This is a genomic window from Myceligenerans crystallogenes (assembly GCF_039529775.1).
Classification (GTDB): domain Bacteria; phylum Actinomycetota; class Actinomycetes; order Actinomycetales; family Cellulomonadaceae; genus Myceligenerans; species Myceligenerans crystallogenes.
In genome coordinates, this window is sequence record NZ_BAAANL010000005.1 from 177,947 (window position 1) to 194,569 (window position 16,623).

At 73.1% G+C, this 16,623-nt stretch carries 13 protein-coding genes; 8 read left to right on the forward strand and 5 right to left on the reverse strand.

Translation table 11 applies throughout. From position 1 onward, the window contains the following. Positions 1 to 22: 22 nt before the first annotated feature. Complete coding sequence (locus ABD208_RS13275) at positions 23 to 3,793, reverse strand: DUF4132 domain-containing protein (RefSeq protein ID WP_344103599.1); 3,771 nt, start codon at positions 3,791 to 3,793, stop codon at positions 23 to 25. A gap of 294 nt (positions 3,794 to 4,087) precedes the next feature. After that, positions 4,088 to 4,660, reverse strand: a complete 573-nt coding sequence (locus tag ABD208_RS13280) for a GNAT family N-acetyltransferase (protein WP_344103601.1) — start codon at positions 4,658 to 4,660, stop codon at positions 4,088 to 4,090. A gap of 100 nt (positions 4,661 to 4,760) precedes the next feature. Here ABD208_RS13280 and lipB point away from each other — a divergent pair, with 100 nt between their 5' ends. Further along, positions 4,761 to 5,474 (forward strand): lipoyl(octanoyl) transferase LipB, encoded by a 714-nt coding sequence (lipB, locus tag ABD208_RS13285; protein ID WP_344103603.1) that lies wholly within the window; start codon positions 4,761 to 4,763, stop codon positions 5,472 to 5,474. 126 nt (positions 5,475 to 5,600) lie between these two features. Then, positions 5,601 to 6,608 (forward strand): lipoyl synthase, encoded by a 1,008-nt coding sequence (lipA, locus tag ABD208_RS13290; protein WP_344103606.1) that lies wholly within the window; start codon positions 5,601 to 5,603, stop codon positions 6,606 to 6,608. Between the two features lie 107 nt (positions 6,609 to 6,715). Here the strand turns inward: lipA and ABD208_RS13295 are convergent, their stop codons facing one another. Next, complete coding sequence (locus tag ABD208_RS13295) at positions 6,716 to 8,017, reverse strand: S1 family peptidase (protein WP_344103608.1); 1,302 nt, start codon at positions 8,015 to 8,017, stop codon at positions 6,716 to 6,718. A gap of 301 nt (positions 8,018 to 8,318) precedes the next feature. On the opposite strand from ABD208_RS13295, the gene ABD208_RS13300 reads away from it, so the two are divergent. The 3 genes from ABD208_RS13300 (at position 8,319) to ABD208_RS13310 (ending at position 11,083) form a co-directional block, all read left to right on the forward strand. Continuing rightward, entirely contained in the window at positions 8,319 to 10,061 is a 1,743-nt protein-coding gene (locus tag ABD208_RS13300; protein WP_344103610.1) for an Asp23/Gls24 family envelope stress response protein, read from the forward strand. Positions 10,062 to 10,197: 136 nt separating this feature from the next. Then, positions 10,198 to 10,875, forward strand: coding sequence for a thymidine kinase (locus tag ABD208_RS13305; protein WP_344103612.1), 678 nt, complete (start codon positions 10,198 to 10,200; stop codon positions 10,873 to 10,875). 10 nt (positions 10,876 to 10,885) lie between these two features. Then, a complete protein-coding gene (locus ABD208_RS13310) occupies positions 10,886 to 11,083 on the forward strand; it encodes a hypothetical protein (RefSeq protein WP_344103614.1) in 198 nt (65 codons plus the stop codon). A gap of 60 nt (positions 11,084 to 11,143) precedes the next feature. Here ABD208_RS13310 and ABD208_RS13315 read toward each other — a convergent pair whose 3' ends face one another. Further along, on the reverse strand, positions 11,144 to 11,614 hold the full coding sequence (locus ABD208_RS13315) for a DUF2867 domain-containing protein (protein WP_344103616.1): 471 nt from the start codon (positions 11,612 to 11,614) through the stop codon (positions 11,144 to 11,146). A gap of 192 nt (positions 11,615 to 11,806) precedes the next feature. Beyond that, the gene (locus tag ABD208_RS13320; protein ID WP_344103619.1) at positions 11,807 to 13,081 is read right to left on the reverse strand and encodes an FAD-dependent monooxygenase; all 1,275 of its coding nucleotides are present in this window, start codon (positions 13,079 to 13,081) and stop codon (positions 11,807 to 11,809) included. A 156-nt stretch (positions 13,082 to 13,237) separates the two neighbouring features. On the opposite strand from ABD208_RS13320, the gene ABD208_RS13325 reads away from it, so the two are divergent. The 3 genes from ABD208_RS13325 to ABD208_RS13335 all read left to right on the forward strand — a co-directional run bounded on the left by ABD208_RS13325 (position 13,238) and on the right by ABD208_RS13335 (position 16,583). After that, positions 13,238 to 14,386 carry a GntR family transcriptional regulator gene (locus ABD208_RS13325; RefSeq protein WP_344103621.1) on the forward strand — a complete coding sequence of 383 codons (1,149 nt, stop codon included), beginning with the start codon at positions 13,238 to 13,240 and terminating at the stop codon, positions 14,384 to 14,386. Between the two features lie 135 nt (positions 14,387 to 14,521). Then, positions 14,522 to 15,589 carry a type IV toxin-antitoxin system AbiEi family antitoxin domain-containing protein gene (locus ABD208_RS13330; protein WP_344103623.1) on the forward strand — a complete coding sequence of 356 codons (1,068 nt, stop codon included), beginning with the start codon at positions 14,522 to 14,524 and terminating at the stop codon, positions 15,587 to 15,589. 262 nt (positions 15,590 to 15,851) lie between these two features. Continuing rightward, a complete protein-coding gene (locus ABD208_RS13335) occupies positions 15,852 to 16,583 on the forward strand; it encodes a DUF4191 domain-containing protein (protein WP_344103625.1) in 732 nt (243 codons plus the stop codon). The last annotated feature ends 40 nt before the right edge of the window (positions 16,584 to 16,623 follow it).

Sequence of the window (16,623 nt, forward strand, 5' to 3'; positions counted from 1 at the left end):
GGTGACGACGGCCCCGGCCGGCTCAGTACTGGGCCTTCTTCTCCCAGTCGGGGTCGAAGGCACCGGCCCCGGCGACCTCCAGGTAGTCGGCGTACGCCTCGGCGAGCAGCACCGGCGGGACGTCCGCCAGCGGCACCAGGCCGCGCTCGCCCCAGGTCCCGGGCTTGCGGAAGGACAGCGTCTTGACCGCCGCCGGGATGTTCTCCTCCCCGAAGAACGAGCCGGTGAACTCGATCTCGGCGACCAGCCCGGCGGCGGTGTGCTCCTTGACGTACTCGTAGTACCAGCCGGCGTCCTGCGCCTCGCCGCGCTTCCAGCCGGCGGCGAACATCCGCCCGCGGATCGTGAACGAGTCCGAGAGCCAGCCCTTGCGGTCGGTCACCTGGACGGCGCCGTCGGCCACCTCCGGCATCGCGGCATCGAGCTGCCCGAACAGCGGGTCGACCTCGTAGTCCGTCAGGTGCTCCCGCCAGGCGGCGGCCGTGTCGGCGCCGTCGTTCCCGCCCGGGAGGGTGACCGCGTGCGCGATGCCCACCCGGCCGTCGTCGGTGAGCGTGACGTCCTCGTCGTCGACGCCGAGCAGGGCGCCGTCGTCGGGCCGGAACGCGCGCTGCGCGGGCGTCCCGGGGTCGGCCAGCCAGATGACGCGTGCCGCGAGGCGCGACATCACCGGGTGCCCGGCGACGAACTCCTGCCACTCCTCGACGGACCAGCTGCGGCCCGTGGTCATGGCCTCGCGCAGCCGCCGGGTCTGGAGCTCGACGACGGCCTTGAGCTCCTTCTTGCTCGACGTGAGCTGGGCGCGGGCCTCCTTGTAGACGGCGCGGGTCTCCTCGTCGGCGCCCTGCGGGGTGCTCGGCGGGGTCTTGACGACCTTGCCCTTGTCGTTGCGCAGCTCGATCGTGAAGGCGTCCGTGATGCGGCCGGTGAACTCGCGCTCCCCGAAGGCCAGGCGCAGCACGCCGTCGGCCTCGAACCCGGCGGTCTGCACGGTGCGGTCGGCGAGCTGGTCCGCGGTCCAGCCGCGCGCCTCGGCGAGCTGTTCCGCGAGCGTCTCCGCGGTCTCACGCACGGTGCGCAGCTTGAACTGGCGGGACACCGCGAGCAGCAGCTGGACGGCGGGCCGGTCGCCGTTCGCGGCCAGCGCCCGCACCAGGGCCTCGGCCTGCGAGCGCCGCTGGGGGTGGGCCTTGAAGTAGTGCTGCGCGGCGGTGGCCAGCTCGGCGCCCGGCATGCCGACGCTCAGGGCGAGCATGCCCTTGTCCTTGGTCGCGGAACCCAGGTAGGTGGCCTGGTGCGACCGGTAGGCCCGGCGGTAGTGCTCGTCGAGCGGGACCGCGGCGCGCTCCTGGGCCCACTCCACGCTCGGGTACTGCTTGAGGTACTGCTGCGCCCAGTCGAACTCGCGCTGCGCCGCCCGTTCGGCGTGCTCCCGCGACTCCGCCGCCGACGGGCCGCGCGTGTCCTGGGCGACCCAGGCGCGCAGCACGTACGAGCCGAACGTGGCCCGCGAGGCGTCGTCGAGCAGCGAGACGTACCGTGCGATCAGGCCCTCGCCGCTCGGCTCCTTGAGCTTGACCGCGAGCACCACCCACCAGCGCGTGACCTCGCGCGGGACCGCCGCACCGCCGGCCCACCGCAGGTCCGGGAGCGCGTCGAGCGGGAACCACGACATGCTGACGGGCGCCTTCTTCTTCAGCCCCTTGGCCGCCTCCGCCGCCAGCTTCGCGGGCGACAGGTGCTCGGCGATGTCGTCGCCCAGGGTCTCCAGCGCGGTGAGGAACGCCGCGCGCACGTCCTCGCGCCGCTCCGCGGCCAGCACGGTGCGCAGCGCCGGGATCGCCTCCTTGTCGCCCAGGTTCGCGAGCCAGCCGGCCGCGGAGATGCGCACCTCGAACTTCCCGTCCGTCAGCCCCTGCTCCGCGAGCGCCCGGGCCTGCGGGTGCTTGGCCAGCACGTCCTGCGCGGCCAGGCGGTGCGTCTTGGCCGTACCCATCGCCAGGCCGCTGAGCCGCGGCAGCAGCACGGCGGGCACCGCGGGGAAGTGGCGGAGGATCTCCAGCACCCTGCCGACGGCGTGCCCGTACTCGTACTCGCCCCGCGGCACCAGGTACTTCTCCAGCAGGTCGAGGTGGCCGGCGAAGTACTGCCACATGCGCTCGACGGGGAACTCCTCGGTCCCCCACCACCGGTGGAACACCAGGTCGGCGATCTTGTCGTCCGGGTCGGAGATCCCGGCCCGGACGACGGCGTCGGCCAGCACGCGCAGGTCGGTGACGGCGTCGAGGCGGCCGCGCAGCTGCCACCACAGGCGGTTGTCGGACTGCCCGGTCGCGGCGACCAGCCGCAGGACGTGCAGCGGGGTCGCCGCGGGGACCACCTCGCGCAGGTGGTCGGTGAGCCACCCGCCGGCGGGCATCAGCCGCTTGATCACCTTGCTCACCTGGGGCACGTCCTCGCGGCCGGACATGATGTCGACGATCTGGCCGAGCTCCGCGGCCCCGACCCGCTCCAGTGACCTGACCTCCTGCTCGGCCCGGTTCACGTACCAGCACTTGCCGGCGGGGTGATCGTGCGACTGCTTGTGCTCCTCGCGGGCCGTGACCAGGTGCTCGCGCGCCGCGACGAGGAGCTGGTCGTGGTGGGCGACGGCGGCGGCGGTCACCTCCGGGCCGAGCTCGGCGTCCGCCAGCGGCTCGAACGGCGGCACCTCGATCGGGCTCTGGACCGCCTCACCCAGCGTCTGCGCCCGCGCGACCGCCTTCTCGAGCACCGCGGTCCGCGCGTTCGGCTTCGCCGTGCGAGCGTCCGACGACGCCGCCCGAGCCGCCGCCAGCGCCTCCTCGATGGCCGCCACGCCGCCTTCGGCCCCGACCAGGCGGGTGACGACGTCGTCCAGCGCGTTCGGGGGCGCGGACTCGAGCAGCGTCCGCAGCAGGCGCACCTGCTCGTCGCCGGGCAGGGCGGCCACGGCGTCGTCGGCCGCCCGGCGCACGCCCTTGGCGGAGTCCCCGCACAGCGCGACGAGCGCGACCCGCAGCTCCTGCGGGTTGTGGTTCAGCTTCATCCAGGCACAGAAGGACTTCTTCCCCTCCGCGCCCAGCTTGCGGATCTCGGCGCCGGCCACGGCCCAGTGCCGGGTGAGGTACGCCGCTGCCTCCGGTACCTGGAGGTAACGGCCCAGGTCGGCCTGCGAGCCGTAGTACCGCTCGCGCGGGCGGGCCAGAAGCACCTGGACCACCGCGGCGGCGGCGTCGTCCCCGGTGATCCCGCCGGCCACGGCGACGGCCTCCAGCTGCTCCGGACGCCAGGCCGGTACGCCCTTCTCCTGGCGGCACACCCGCGTCAGCGCGAGATCCTGGGCCAGGATCCCGAACCAGCCGGGCACCGCGGCGGCGACCCCGGCGTCGTCGTCGGCGATCGCGGCCAGCAGGCGGCCCAGGCGAGAGAGCTGCTCGGGTGTGACCTCGGCGTTCGCGTAGACCTTGCCGCGCAGCTTCGCGACCGCCTCGATCCCGCTGCCCGAGGTCACCTTCTTGACCCGCTTCTGCAGGTTCTCGTTCGTCCACGTCCAGCCGACGTATCCCGGCCGGCTCAGCGCGAGGTCGAGGTCCTTCGTGTCCCGGCCCGCCAGCTCCAGCACGAGCTCGGGCCCCTCCCCCTCCAGCACGTAGGCCACGGCTCGCTCGTGCAGCGCGTCACCCTCGATCCGCAGCACCTTCAGCGCGTCCGACACGACCGCCTCCGCGACCTTGCCCTTGCGGCCCGCCTTGTCGCGCACAGCCTGGAACATCTCCGTCTACCCCTCGCCGTCGTCCATGAGTCGTCTCCCGCACCCGGGCGCACGTCTCCCCACGGAGACCCGGCGCCCGCCGGGGATGACGCACAAGGTAGCGGGACTGACTGACATCGACGAAGGGCGCCGAGGAAGGGCGCCTAGGAAGGTACGGGCCGAGGAACGAGGCACGTGCCTGGAGCGGAACCCGAGGAGATGGCAGGAACGGGTATCGACATCGTCGATGGGGAGGCCTCCACGGCGGCTCCCGGCTCCCGGGTGGAGCGGCCGACCGCGCCCGGCGCGCGCGGCTCAGGACCCGAGCTCGCGCCGCATCAGCACGCGCGGGAACCCGTTCAGCACCGAGGTCGTGTCCGCCGCATGGTGGAACCCCGCCGCCTCGAAGTTCTTCCGCAGCCCCGGGTAGGCCATCGTGAGATCGACCTTCGCGTCGCCGTTGTCCAGCGGATACGCCTCGATCGCCGGGGCGCCGTTCTCGGCCGCGAAGCGCACGGCACCCTCGATCAGCACGTGCGAGATCCCCTTGCCGCGATGCCCGGGCCGCACCCGGACGCACCACAGCGACCACACCGGCAGGTCGTCCACGTGCGGGATCCTCCGGTTCCGCGCGAACGACGTCGCCGCCCGCGGCGCGACGGCCGCCCAGCCCACCGGTTCCGCGCCGTCGTACGCGAGCACGCCGATCGGCCCGGACCCGAGCAGCTCCGCGACGTACTCCCCGCGGGCCGTCCCCCGCAGCTCGTTGTTGAGCTTCGACGGGATCCGGTAGCTCAGGCACCAGCACACACCGGCATCGGGCCGCTTGGGCCCGACCAGCGCGGCGACGTCCTCGAAGACCGTCGCGGGCCGCACGTCGAGAGCCATGTCCCCAGGCTAGCGATCCGGCGAGGCCGCGGGAGCACGCCGGTCCCGGCGTGAGCAACGAGACAGCGCCCGCCGCATCGCCCCGGCGTAACCTGAGGCGGTGGAGAACCCCATCGACATCCAGCGCCTGACCGGTCACGTCGACTACCACGAGGGCTGGGACCTGCAGCGCCGCACCCACGAGCAGGTCCGCACCGGCGAGGCGCCGGACACCCTGTTCCTCCTGGAGCACGCGTCCGTGTACACCGCCGGGCGCCGCACCAACCGCCGGGAGTTCCCGACGGACGGCACCGAGGTCATCACCGTCGACCGCGGGGGCAAGATCACCTGGCACGGCCCCGGCCAGATCGTCGCGTACCCGATCGTCCGTCTCGCGCAGGCGCTCGACGTCGTCGGCTACGTCCGCACGCTCGAGGCCGCGGTCATCGACGTCTGCGCGCGGTTCGGCATCGAGGGCATGCGCGTCGAGGGCCGCTCGGGCGTGTGGATCGCCGCCGACGACGCCGCGTCCCTGCCCGACGGCGCCACCCCCCGCCTGGAGCGCAAGATCTGCGCGATCGGCGCCCGGGTCGCCGGCGGCGGCGTCACGATGCACGGCCTCGCGCTGAACTGCGACCCGGACCTGGCCGCGTTCGGCAAGATCATCCCGTGCGGCATCGACGACGCCGATGTGACGTCGCTCTCGGCGGAGCTGGGCCGCGACGTCACCGTCGGGGAGGTCCTGCCGGTCCTGGAGGATGCCCTGAGGCGGCACCTGGCACCGCTGCTCGCCGCCGGGAACATCGCGCCCGCCGGCGCGGTTGCCGCTTCATGACGGCTGATCAGGCCGTACGAGCCGGGTGACCAAGCCCACGTGCCCGTGGGCAGCCACCGTGAACGTCGCCGGACCGGGACGTCGTAGGCTGGCTCGGAAGAACCCTGACCTGGGAGGGGAATCAGCGTGACCATCGCACCCGAGGGCCGTCGCATGCTGCGCGTCGAAGCGCGCAACGCGGCCACCCCCATCGAGAAGAAGCCCGAGTGGATCAAGACCCGGGCCACGATGGGCCCCGAGTACCGTGACCTGAAGGGCCTGGTCAAGGGCGAGGGCCTGCACACGGTGTGCGAGGAAGCGGGCTGTCCCAACATCTTCGAGTGCTGGGAGGACCGCGAGGCGACGTTCCTCATCGGCGGCGACCAGTGCACGCGCCGCTGCGACTTCTGCCAGATCGACACGGGCAAGCCGGCCGAGTTCGACCGCGACGAGCCGCGCCGCGTGGCCGAGTCCGTGCAGAAGATGGGCCTGAAGTACTCCACGGTCACGGGCGTGGCCCGCGACGACCTGGCCGACGGCGGCGCCTGGCTGTACGCGGAGACCGTGCGCCAGATCCACGCCATGAACCCGGGCACCGGCGTCGAGCTGCTGATCCCCGACTTCAACGCCATCCCCGAGCTGCTCGACGTGGTCAACGAGTCGCGTCCCGAGGTGCTCGCGCACAACGTCGAGACCGTGCCGCGCATCTTCAAGCAGATCCGGCCGGCCTTCCGCTACGACCGCTCGCTGTCGGTGCTGACGCGGGCGCGCGACGCCGGCCTGGTGACGAAGTCGAACCTGATCCTGGGCATGGGCGAGACGATCGACGAGGTCAAGCAGGCGCTGGTGGACCTGCACGCCGCGGGCTGCGACCTCATCACGATCACCCAGTACCTGCGCCCGTCCGTGCGGCACCACCCGGTGGACCGCTGGGTGCGGCCGGAGGAGTTCGTGGAGCTCTCCGACTTCGCCGAGGAGACCGGGTTCCTGGGCGTCATGGCCGGCCCCCTGGTGCGGTCGTCCTACCGCGCCGGGCGCCTCTGGGGCCAGGCGATGACGAAGAAGGGCCGGGAGATCCCGGCGGCCCTGGCGCACCTGGGCGAGCCGGTCACGGCCCGCCAGGAGGCGGCGAGCCTGCTGGCGCCGCGCGGCTGAGCCACCGCGTGCGGCCCCCGACCCGGTGACCGGGTCGGGGGCCGCTCCGATTCCGGAGGCGGGTGCCCCCGGCCGGGACCGCACACGGGCCCGGTCGCGGACCCGGCTCAGCCCGCGAACGCCACGTCGACGTTCATCAGGTTCTCCGCACCCCGCACGCCCTGGTAGAAGCTGACGCAGGTGCCGGTCCGCGAGCCGGACACCAGCCCGTAGGCGACGTGGTCGGCGAACACGGGCCCGCCGCTGTCGCCCGACTTGCTGCACAGGTTGGCCTGCGCGAGGTGGTTCACCACCGGGCCGTCGGTGTAGTCGACCGTCACGTCGACGGCGTCGACCCGCCCGCAGGTCGTCTCGGCCGTCGCCCCCGTCTTGCAGACCCGCATCCCCTCACGGCTCGACCCGTCCGAGGTGATGGTGTACTCGGTCACCCGGCTGGTCCCGCCGACCCCGTCGCGCGCCGGGGACTCGCCGACGTACACCCACGCCCGCGGCCTCCAGCCCGTCGGGTTGGAGATGTCGATGATCCCGGCGTCGCCGGAGCCGCCGAACACCCTGTTGTGCCCGGGCCCGATCCAGTGCGACGACTGGTCGGTGGCGAAGAGCGTGTAGTACATGGTGCCCTTCGTGACGCAGTGCCCGGCGGTGAGGCCGTACAGCTTGCCGTCGGCCCGGCTCCGGGCGATGAAGCCCAGCGTGCAGCCGCCACCGCCCCAGGTCCGGACCCCGCCGCGCAGCGGCGGGTCGCAGTACGGGAACCCGCACGCCCGGGCGACCGGTTCGCCCTCGGTCCGGTAGGTCTCGACCAGGTCGCCGAACTTCCGCCCGGCGGCCTCGACCAGGGCGCGCTGAGCCGCCGACGGCTCGGCGGGCACCCCGATCAGCACCGTGCCCCGGGACGGCCGGTACCCGGTGCTCAGGGTTCCCGTGGCCCCGGCGCTCGCGGCCTCGACCCGGCTCGCGATCCAGCGGTTGGCCGCCGCGAGCTCCCGCTCCGGGCGCGCGACGGGGACGACGTCGACGGCGCCGGCGACGTCGTGCCCGGCGGCCACGCGGCCGACCGCACGCGTCAGGTCCGACGACGCCGTCCCGGCCCCGGCCACGACGCCGACCTTCAGCCGGTCGTCCGCGGGGTCGATCCAGAGCCCGCCGAACCGGTCGGCGCCGATCGACGCCGTCACGTCCCGCGCGACGGCGTCGGCCGACCGCTGCCAGCCCAGACGGCGCTCGGCCTCCTGCGCCGAGATGCCGCGCTCGGCCGCGAGGCTGAGCGCCGCCGGATCGGCCGGCGGCCGCCCGCCGGCCGGTCCGGCGGGCGTCAGCGCCGTCGCGGACAGCCCGGCAAGGACCCCTGCCAGCGCCAGCCCCGCCGTCACGGCCGTCCCGATCACGGTCAGTTTCCGGCGATTCATCGTGCCCCCTCGAATACGGCGACTCTGCCGGGCACGGAACGGCGCCTCGGCGTGTGCGACGACGACCCTACCGAGGCGATCCGGCGGCGGGGATGGGCAGAGTTCCCCGCCCCGCTCGCGCTCACCTGAACCGGTAGCGAACCTCTCGGGAAGAATTGGTAACGAGTCCATCTAGCGGTTGCCGAGTTTCGGTCATGGGAGTAAGAAGCAGACACACAGCGCGGTGATACGCCGGGGATGCCCGGCAAGAGCACCCTGCTGCGGGTAAAACATGCACCCCCGACCCGAAGGAAAACTCCACATGTCTGACTTCATCAGCGGCTTCTTCCACCGCTCGAAGGGCGAGGCCAACGAGCCGCAGAACAACGAGCCCGCCGACACCACGGCCCCCGGCGAGGACGCCGCGGCCACCCCCGGCACCGACGCGACCACCACCTTCACCCCGGAGCAGGCGGTCACCGACGCCGCGACGGCGACCGCCGGCCCGTCCGCCCCGGGCGCCAACGCCTACGCGTTCGACGACACCGCGGCCGCTGCCGCCGAGGCCGCCCTCGCGAGCGGCGCGGTCTCCGCCGGCCTCACCGCGACCCGCCCGGACGACACGGTTCCCCTGGCCGTGAACCCGTACGCGGCGGCCGCGGCCGAGCTCGCGGGCACGAACAACGCTCCGGAGACGGCGGCCGCCGACGCCGAGACCGTCGAAACGATCGCATCCGTCGAGGCGACCGAGGGATCGGCCGCGGCCGAGGAGACCGTCGAGGAGGTCGGCGTCGAGGGGGCTGACACCGGCACGACCGACGTCGTCGACGCGTACGACACGACGAACGACGAGACAGCCACGAACGAGACGACGGCGTTCGACACCGCCACGGACGAAGCGACCGCGGACGACACCGCGACGGACAACACGGTCACCGACGACGCGGTCGCCGACGAGGCTGCCACCGACGAGGCGGTGGCGGACGAGACGGTGGCGGACGAGACGGTGGTCGACGACACCGCTACCGACGAGTCGGCCGCAGACGACATCGTCACGGACGAGGCGGCGGACGACACCGCCACCGTCGAGACGGCAGCGGACCGCACCGCCACCGACGAGTCCGCCATCGACGAGACGGCGGCCGACGAGTCCGCGACGTACGACGAGGCCACGGGCGAGACGGCGGAAGACGCGGCGACCGACGACGTCACCACCGAGGACGCGGCCACTGACACCGAGACCTGGACCACGGCGGACGTGACCGAGGACGAGACGAGCGCGGACGCGATCGCGGAGCCCTCGGCCGAGACCGTCGCCGGCGAGACCGAGCCGGAGTTCGACTTCGCCGCCGACGCGGCCGCTCCCGTCGACGAGACAGGCGCGCCCGCCGAGGAGACCGCGGACGTGGAGTCGGCCGAGGCCGGCGCGACCGAAGGCACGGACGAGGACGCCGGAGAGACCACCGACGAGGGCGCCGAGGCGCCCGGCGACGCAACCGCGGCTCACCCCACCGACGAGACGGCAGCCGCCGGCGAGACGGACGAGACCTTCGCGGCGACCGGGACCGGCGAGGCGGAGACCGCCGCCGAGGAGACGCCGGCCGGCGACGTCGTCGTCCCCGACGAGACCTCCGTCACGACCGACGAGTCACTTGCCACCGGCACGGACGCCGTCACGGACACCCCCGTGGCCGCCGACGACCTGACCGCCGACACGACCGAGGTCGCCGGCGCCGCCGCGGCGACCGCCGTCGCCGCTCGCGCCGCCGCGGGTGAGCGGGGCGAGACGGTCGTGAGCGACAGCATCGTCGAGCGGATCGTCGAGGCCGCCGTGGCCCGGACCGAGGGCGTGCGCGCCGTCGACGAGGAGGGCACCACCGTCGAGATCGCCGACAACGTCGCGACCGTGACGATCGCCTTCGTGGCCGAGTACGGGCACCCGGTCCGGGAGGTCGCCGCGCGCCTGCGGACCGACATCGTGGAGACGGTCGAGACCCTCCTGGAGCTGGAGGTCGAGGCCGTCCACATCAAGGTCACCGACCTGCACTTCCCCGAGGCGTACTGACGCACCGCGGCCGGTCCGTCCCCGGGTGACCAACCCGTCACCCGGGGACGGACCGCCCGCCGCACCACCGGGTCCGCTGGGAGTTACAGTGCTCTGCGGCAGGATCGGCCTGCCGCAGAGCACGGGGAGTACATCGGTGGAGCTGTCGCTGGTACTCGGCCCGATGAAGTCCGGCAAGTCGCTCGACCTCATCGCGCAGATGGCGCCGCTGGCGTACTCGCGGCTGAGCTGCGCCGTCGTCCAGTCCGCCCGGCACGTGCGGGACGCGCGCATCGTCTCGCGGACCGGCGCGTCGGTCCCCACGGTCAAGCTGGACACCCTCGAACCGCTGCTGCACACCACCGAGGACGTCGTCGCGATCGACGAGGTCCACATGTTCACGCCCGGCGACGTCCGGGTCGTCGAGGAACTCGTGCTGCGCGGCACGCGCGTGCTGGCCTGCGGCATCGACCTCGACCACCGCGGCGAGCTGTTCGCCACGATCCGCGCCCTGCTCGAGCTCGGCCCGACCGAGGTCCGCTACCGCCGCGCCGTCTGCGACCGCTGCCAGGACCTGCACGCGGCGTTCACCCAGGTGCTGAGCGACGGCCTCCCCTTCCTGGACCCGCTGGGCGCGTCCGAACCGCTGCCCGACGACGGCACGTTCACCTACGAGGCCCTGTGCCGCCGCTGCTTCGTCCTTCCGGAAACGGCGATCGTGACGGGCTCGGCGAGCACCTCCCGGCCGCAGCGGTCCGCACAGGCCCGGGCCCCGGAGCCCGACGACGCCGCCGGCTCCACTCCCACCGCAAGCGATCCGGCCCGTCTCGGGTGACACTCGGCAGATGGCAGGCACCATCATCTTCAGCCCGAGCGACGAGGACGACCGCATCATCCGCAGCGCCCTCGGCCGCGGCGAGGAATCCGCCGACGTCATCCGCCGTGCCCTGCAGGTCCTGGACCAGCAGCGCTGGCTGACCCAGGCCCGCATGGACATGTGGAGCATCGCGGCGGAGGTAGCCGGCAACCGCGAGATCCGCTGACCTGCCCGCACCCGGGCCGGCGGCCCGAGACCTCCGACCGGTCACGGGTGGTACGTGACCTCAGGACCCGAGCACCTGGCGTGCCGCCGTGCGCTGGATCGTCCGGCGCATCATGCTGCGGGTGATCGGGCCGTGCAGCGCCCCGACCGGCGCCCAGTACACCCGGCCCCGCCAGCCGTGCAGCTTGACCACGGTGGTGAGCTGGAGCAGGCCGTCGTCGGCCGCCACGCCCAGCCAGAAGTCCAGGTGCCGGTCGTGCTCGTACGCCAGCACCTCCCGGTCGTCCGCGGACTCCACGGCGAACACCTCGCGCGAGCTGCGCGTGTTGCTCGCGCCGACGATCGGTGCCAGCGTCTGACGCAGTGCCATCAGCGCGCGCACCGGCCCGGGCGCCGAGCCGAAGGAGAAGATCTCCGCCATCCACCACGTCGGATCGTCCGGCATGCCGGGCGGCAGCCTGAGCGCCTGGACGTCGATCACATCCGGATCCGCACACGCGTCGATCGCCAGGGACCGCAAGGATCGGGGCATAACCGCAGCGTATCGAGCCAAGGTTGAGAACATGCTGAGACCGGGCGGAGCTCGCGGGCCCGCGTCGCCCCCCGCCCGCTGGCCGGACCGGCGCGCGGCACGACCCGGCCGGATCGCTTGCCGATGTCCGGCTAGTTCACCCTCGCGCGGGGAGACCGAGAACTTCTGGGGCGACCGGACCGCGCCCGGCGGCTAGGCCGCCCTCGCGCGGGGCGACCAGGTCTCCGGCAGCTCGATCGCGTCCACGTTCTTGTCCAGGCCCGTCATCAGGCGCGCGAGCGGCGTCCGCATCAGGAGGCCGCCGATCGCGAGCCGCGTCCGGATCTCGCGTTCCGACGACGGCAGGAACCCGCGCAGCCCGCCGGGCAACGGCTTGCCGTTGCGGATCGCGTACGGCCGGACGCGCGCCTCGTAGCGGGCGAGCGCGGCGGCGACGTCGTCGTCCCTCGTACCGGCTGCCCGTAGCTCCGCGGCCAGGACGTACGCCCCGACGATCGCGATCGACGTCCCCATCCCCACCGATCCCGCGGCGCAGGCGTCGCCGAGCAGCGCCACGCGCCCCCGGTGCCACGACGACGCCTCGATCCTCTGGTGCCGGTCGAAGTAGAAGTCGTCGGCCCGCCACATCGCGTCCATCAGCCGCGGCACGACCCACCCGGCCCCGGCATACACCTCGGCCACGGCCTCCTTCTGCCCCGCCACGTCCCGCCGGTCCAGCCCCAGCGGGTCCGAGGCGAAGTGCACCATCGCACGCGCTCCCCCGCGCGCCGGGTACAACAGCACGTTCCGCCCGCCGACGCCGTTGCCCGCGGGCAGGCTGTACATCGTCATCCAGTCCTCGGCGCCGGACTCCGCGGCCACCCGCGGGTCGTCCACGGCGAAGACGGCGCGGTGGTAACCGGAGTCGACGGCCCGCCACGCGCCGTCGAACGCGAGACGCCGCGTCACGGAGAACGCGCCGTCCGCCCCGACGACGACGTCGAACCGCGCGGGGGCGGCCTTCTCGAACTCGACGGCGACACCGCCGGGTCGCCGGTCGACGGCGGTGATCGTGTCGTCGAACTGGTAGGTCAGGCTGCTCGTGCCCGACGACGCCGTGCCCGCCGACGCCGCGGCGGCCTCGGCGGCGTCGCGCAGGACGGCGACGAGGTCGCCGCGCAGGATCTCGATCTCCGCGACGGCACCACCGGAGTGGCCCAGCCGCTCGGTGGGCATCTCGACGCGCCGGCGTCCGGTCCCGTCGATCTGCGCGAAGCCGCGCACGCCGGTGTGGGCGGCACGGACGGCGTCGCCGACGCCCATGCGTTCCACGACGGTACGGGCTGCCCCGCGGATGTCGACGCCCTGGCCGCCCTGGCGGGGCGCGGGCGCACGTTCGACGATCGTCACGTCGTGGCCGTCCCGGAGCAGCCAGTACGCGAGCGAGAAGCCGGCGACGCCTGCGCCGGACACGAGGATGCGGGCCATTGGTTCTCTCCTGGGTCGAGGGTGCGTACAACGTACGACAGGGTGCGGCCGGGACGAGCAGCCGGTAGTACAGTTGCTGGTGCACTACCGTGGGCCGCCCCGATCGAGCCGCGATCCCCCGGGCAAGTGCACTAGTACGATCCGACCGGAGAACCCATGCCCACCACCTCGGAGCGCATCGCCGCCGCGATCCGCGCCCGGATCGACGCCGGGGAGCTCGCCCCCGGCGACCGGGTCCCCTCCACGCGCCAGATCGTCGCCGAGCACGGCGTCGCGATGGCGACCGCTACCCGCGTCCTCGCCCTGCTGCGCAACGAGGGCCTGGTCGAGTCCCGGCAGGGGTCCGGCACGGTGGTCACGGGCACGGGAGGCCCGGCCGACCGACGATGGCCCGGTGAGCGGAACGCTCCGGTGGGGCCGGCTGCACGGATCCGATCGGGCGCGCCGGCCCGGCAGGGCGAGCGGAGCACGCGGGGCGGCAGCGCCGTCGTCGGGCAGACTGCCCGCGCGAAGCGGGCCTCCGACCCCACGCGGGACGGCGTCGCCTCGAAGCCGGCCTCCGGCGCGACGCGGGACGGCGTCGTCCCGAAGCGGGCCTCCGGCCCCACGCGGAACGGCGTCCTTCTGAAGCGGGCCTCCGGCCCCACGCGGGACGACGTCGTCCGCGCGGCCGTCGCGATCGCCGACGACGACGGCCTGGCGGGCCTCTCGATGCGGCGCGTCGCGACCGCGCTCGGCGTCCCCACGATGTCCCTGTACCGCCACGTGCGCAGCCGCGAGGACCTCGTGACCTGGATGATGGACGCGTTCTACGCGGAGATGCCGCTGCCCGACCCCCTGCCCGACGGTTGGCGCGCCCGCGCCGAGGCGTGCGCGCGCGTCCTGTGGGCAGGGTTCGAGCGCCATCCGTGGGCGGCGCAGGCCCTGTCGATGACCCGGCCGCAGATCGCGCCGCACGGGATGGCCTTCACCGAGACCCTGCTCGCGGTGTTCGGCGAGCCGATCGACATGAACACCCGGATGCACCTGGCGGTGTCGGTGGTCCAGCTGGTCCGCGGCGTCGCCGTCGGCATCGAACCGGCTCGCGCGGCGCGGCAGGACACGGGGATCTCGGACGAGGAATGGATGGACCGCGCCCTGCCGGACCTGCAGGCGGTGGCGAGCCCGGCCCGCTACCCCCACCTCGCCCGCGCGACGACCACGGAACTCGACCTCACCCTGGACTCCCTCTTCGAGTTCGGCCTGTCCCGCCTCCTGGACGGCTACACCCACTTCCTCAACCCCGAACAGGACGAGGGTCAGTAGCACTTCGAATCCATTTGAAGGCGGGGAAACGGGAGCTGTGGTGCTACTGATACGGCCGCGAACAGGGATTGGAGGAGCAAGGTGTTCGGCCGGGTGTTCGGGTGGAGCGGGACGGCGGGCCTGTGGAGAGTCGTGTTGTCGACATGGGGCCGCATCCAGGGCCGCACGGACCGCTCCGGCCGTGGTCGGATCGGCGGCATACCGACCAAGGAGATCCCCGAGGCCCTCCTCCGCATCGCCGAAAGCCAGGAAGGCCTGCTCAGCTGGGCCCAGTGCCGCACCGCAGGCACGGACCAGAGACAGATCCACCGGCTGATCGGCAGCGGACGGTGGTCCGCAGTGCTGCGCGGCGTCTATGACACCGATCCGACACCACCGGACCGCCGCCGCCGTGACGACTACCTGGACCATGTCCGACGACGCGACGCCTGGACCGCGATCCTCGCCTATACGGACGGGATCGGCGTCGGGCAGGTAGCTCTGACGATGTGGCACGTCCAGGGCCTGCCCCGAGACATCGTGCGGGAGATCTCACGCGAGCGACGACGGAAGGCACCCGGACGCGGTGGCGTCGTGGTGCGTCAGTACCGCGGGTTCGAGACCTTCCGGCTGATCCGCGGGAGCGGACCCGGCTGCCTCGTCGCCGGAGCCCCCGACGCGATCGTTCAGGCGCTCCCCGGGCTACCGATGCCCCACGCCGTGGCCGTGCTCAGCAACGCGCTGCACCAGCAGATCGTGCCTGCCTTCGAACTCGACCGGATCCGGACGGCGCTCGCGGGCCGGCGCGGTGGCGTGCGCGCCTTGCAGGCGGTCGACCTCGCGAGCGGCGCCGACGAGTCCCCGGCGGAAAGTTTCGCCCGCCTCTCGCTGATCGAGCATGCCGTGCCGCCGGACCGGGTTCAGGTGACGTTTCGGCTCGGTGGGCGCGTCATCGCCCGGTGCGACTTCGCCTGGTATCTGCCCGGCGACCGCTGGTTCGTCGTCGAGATCGACGGCCTGGGTCCGCATTCGAAGGCGGAGGCACTGGTCAGAGACGCGCCCCGGCAGAACGCGGTGCTCGGAACCGGCAAGGTGCTGATGCTCAGGTTCGCGCCCGTGCAGAACGAGCGGCCCGGCGGCATCGGCCGCGAGGTCGCGGAGCGCCTCCGGGCACTGGGCTGGCACCCCGCCACCGGGGTCCCCCAGGGAGACATCCACTTGTAACCGAGCCGCCCCCTCCCCCCACCCCTCCTCCCCCACCCCAGGCGGTTGTGTCAGTAGCACTTCGAATCCATTCGAAGAGCAGAATCCGGGGTCCAAGATGCTACTGACGCAAGGCGTCCGCTGGTCTCCATAGCCAGCCACTCCGCCGGGCCCGTAGCAGCGGGGCGGTAGTCGGGCTGCGGTGTCGTGGCCGTTGGTCCCGCGGATCGTCGGCTCGCCGTAGCGGCTGGTCTTGGGCAGGATGCAAGTAGAATCGGTTCCCATGGCCCGTTCCAAGTCCGGAGCCGACGCGCCCGCAGGTGCGGGCGGCTCCAAGAAGCCCAAGAAGCAGCGCTGGTACCACCAGGTATGGGCCGTCTTCCAGATGACCCGCAAGCAGGATCCGTCGGCACCGTGGCTCATGCTGGGTGTCTTCCTCGCGATCGTGCTCGTCGCCGTGGTGATCGGCCTGATCTGGGGTCAGCCGATCTACATGCTGATCGTCGGCATCCCGTTCGGCCTGCTCGGCGCGATGTTCGTGCTGTCGCGCAAGGCCGAGAAGGCCGCGTACACGCAGATCCAGGGGCAGCCGGGCGCCGCGCGCGCCGCGCTCGGGACGGTGCGGGGCGGCTGGACGTTCGAGGACGAGCCCGTCGCCGTCGACCCTCGCAACCAGGACTTCGTGTTCCGCGGCGTCGGCAAGGCCGGCGTGGTGCTCGTGTCGGAGGGCCCGGCGCACCGCGCGCAGAAGCTCCTCGACAAGGAGGCCAAGCGCACGGCCCGCGTGCTGCCGAACGTGCCGGTCAACACGATCCAGTGCGGCGACGGCGAGGGCCAGGTGCCGCTGACCAAGCTCGCCCGCTCGGTGTCGAAGCTCAAGAAGCAGCTGACCCGGAACGAGGTCGCCGTCGTCAGCAAGCGGCTCAAGGCCCTCGGCGGCGCCCGCCTCCCGATCCCGAAGGGCATCGACCCGACGCGGATGCGCCCGGACCGCCGCGCGATGCGCGGCCGCTGACGAGTGGTGAGGCGGAGGGTGAGGGCCGAGGAACGAGGCA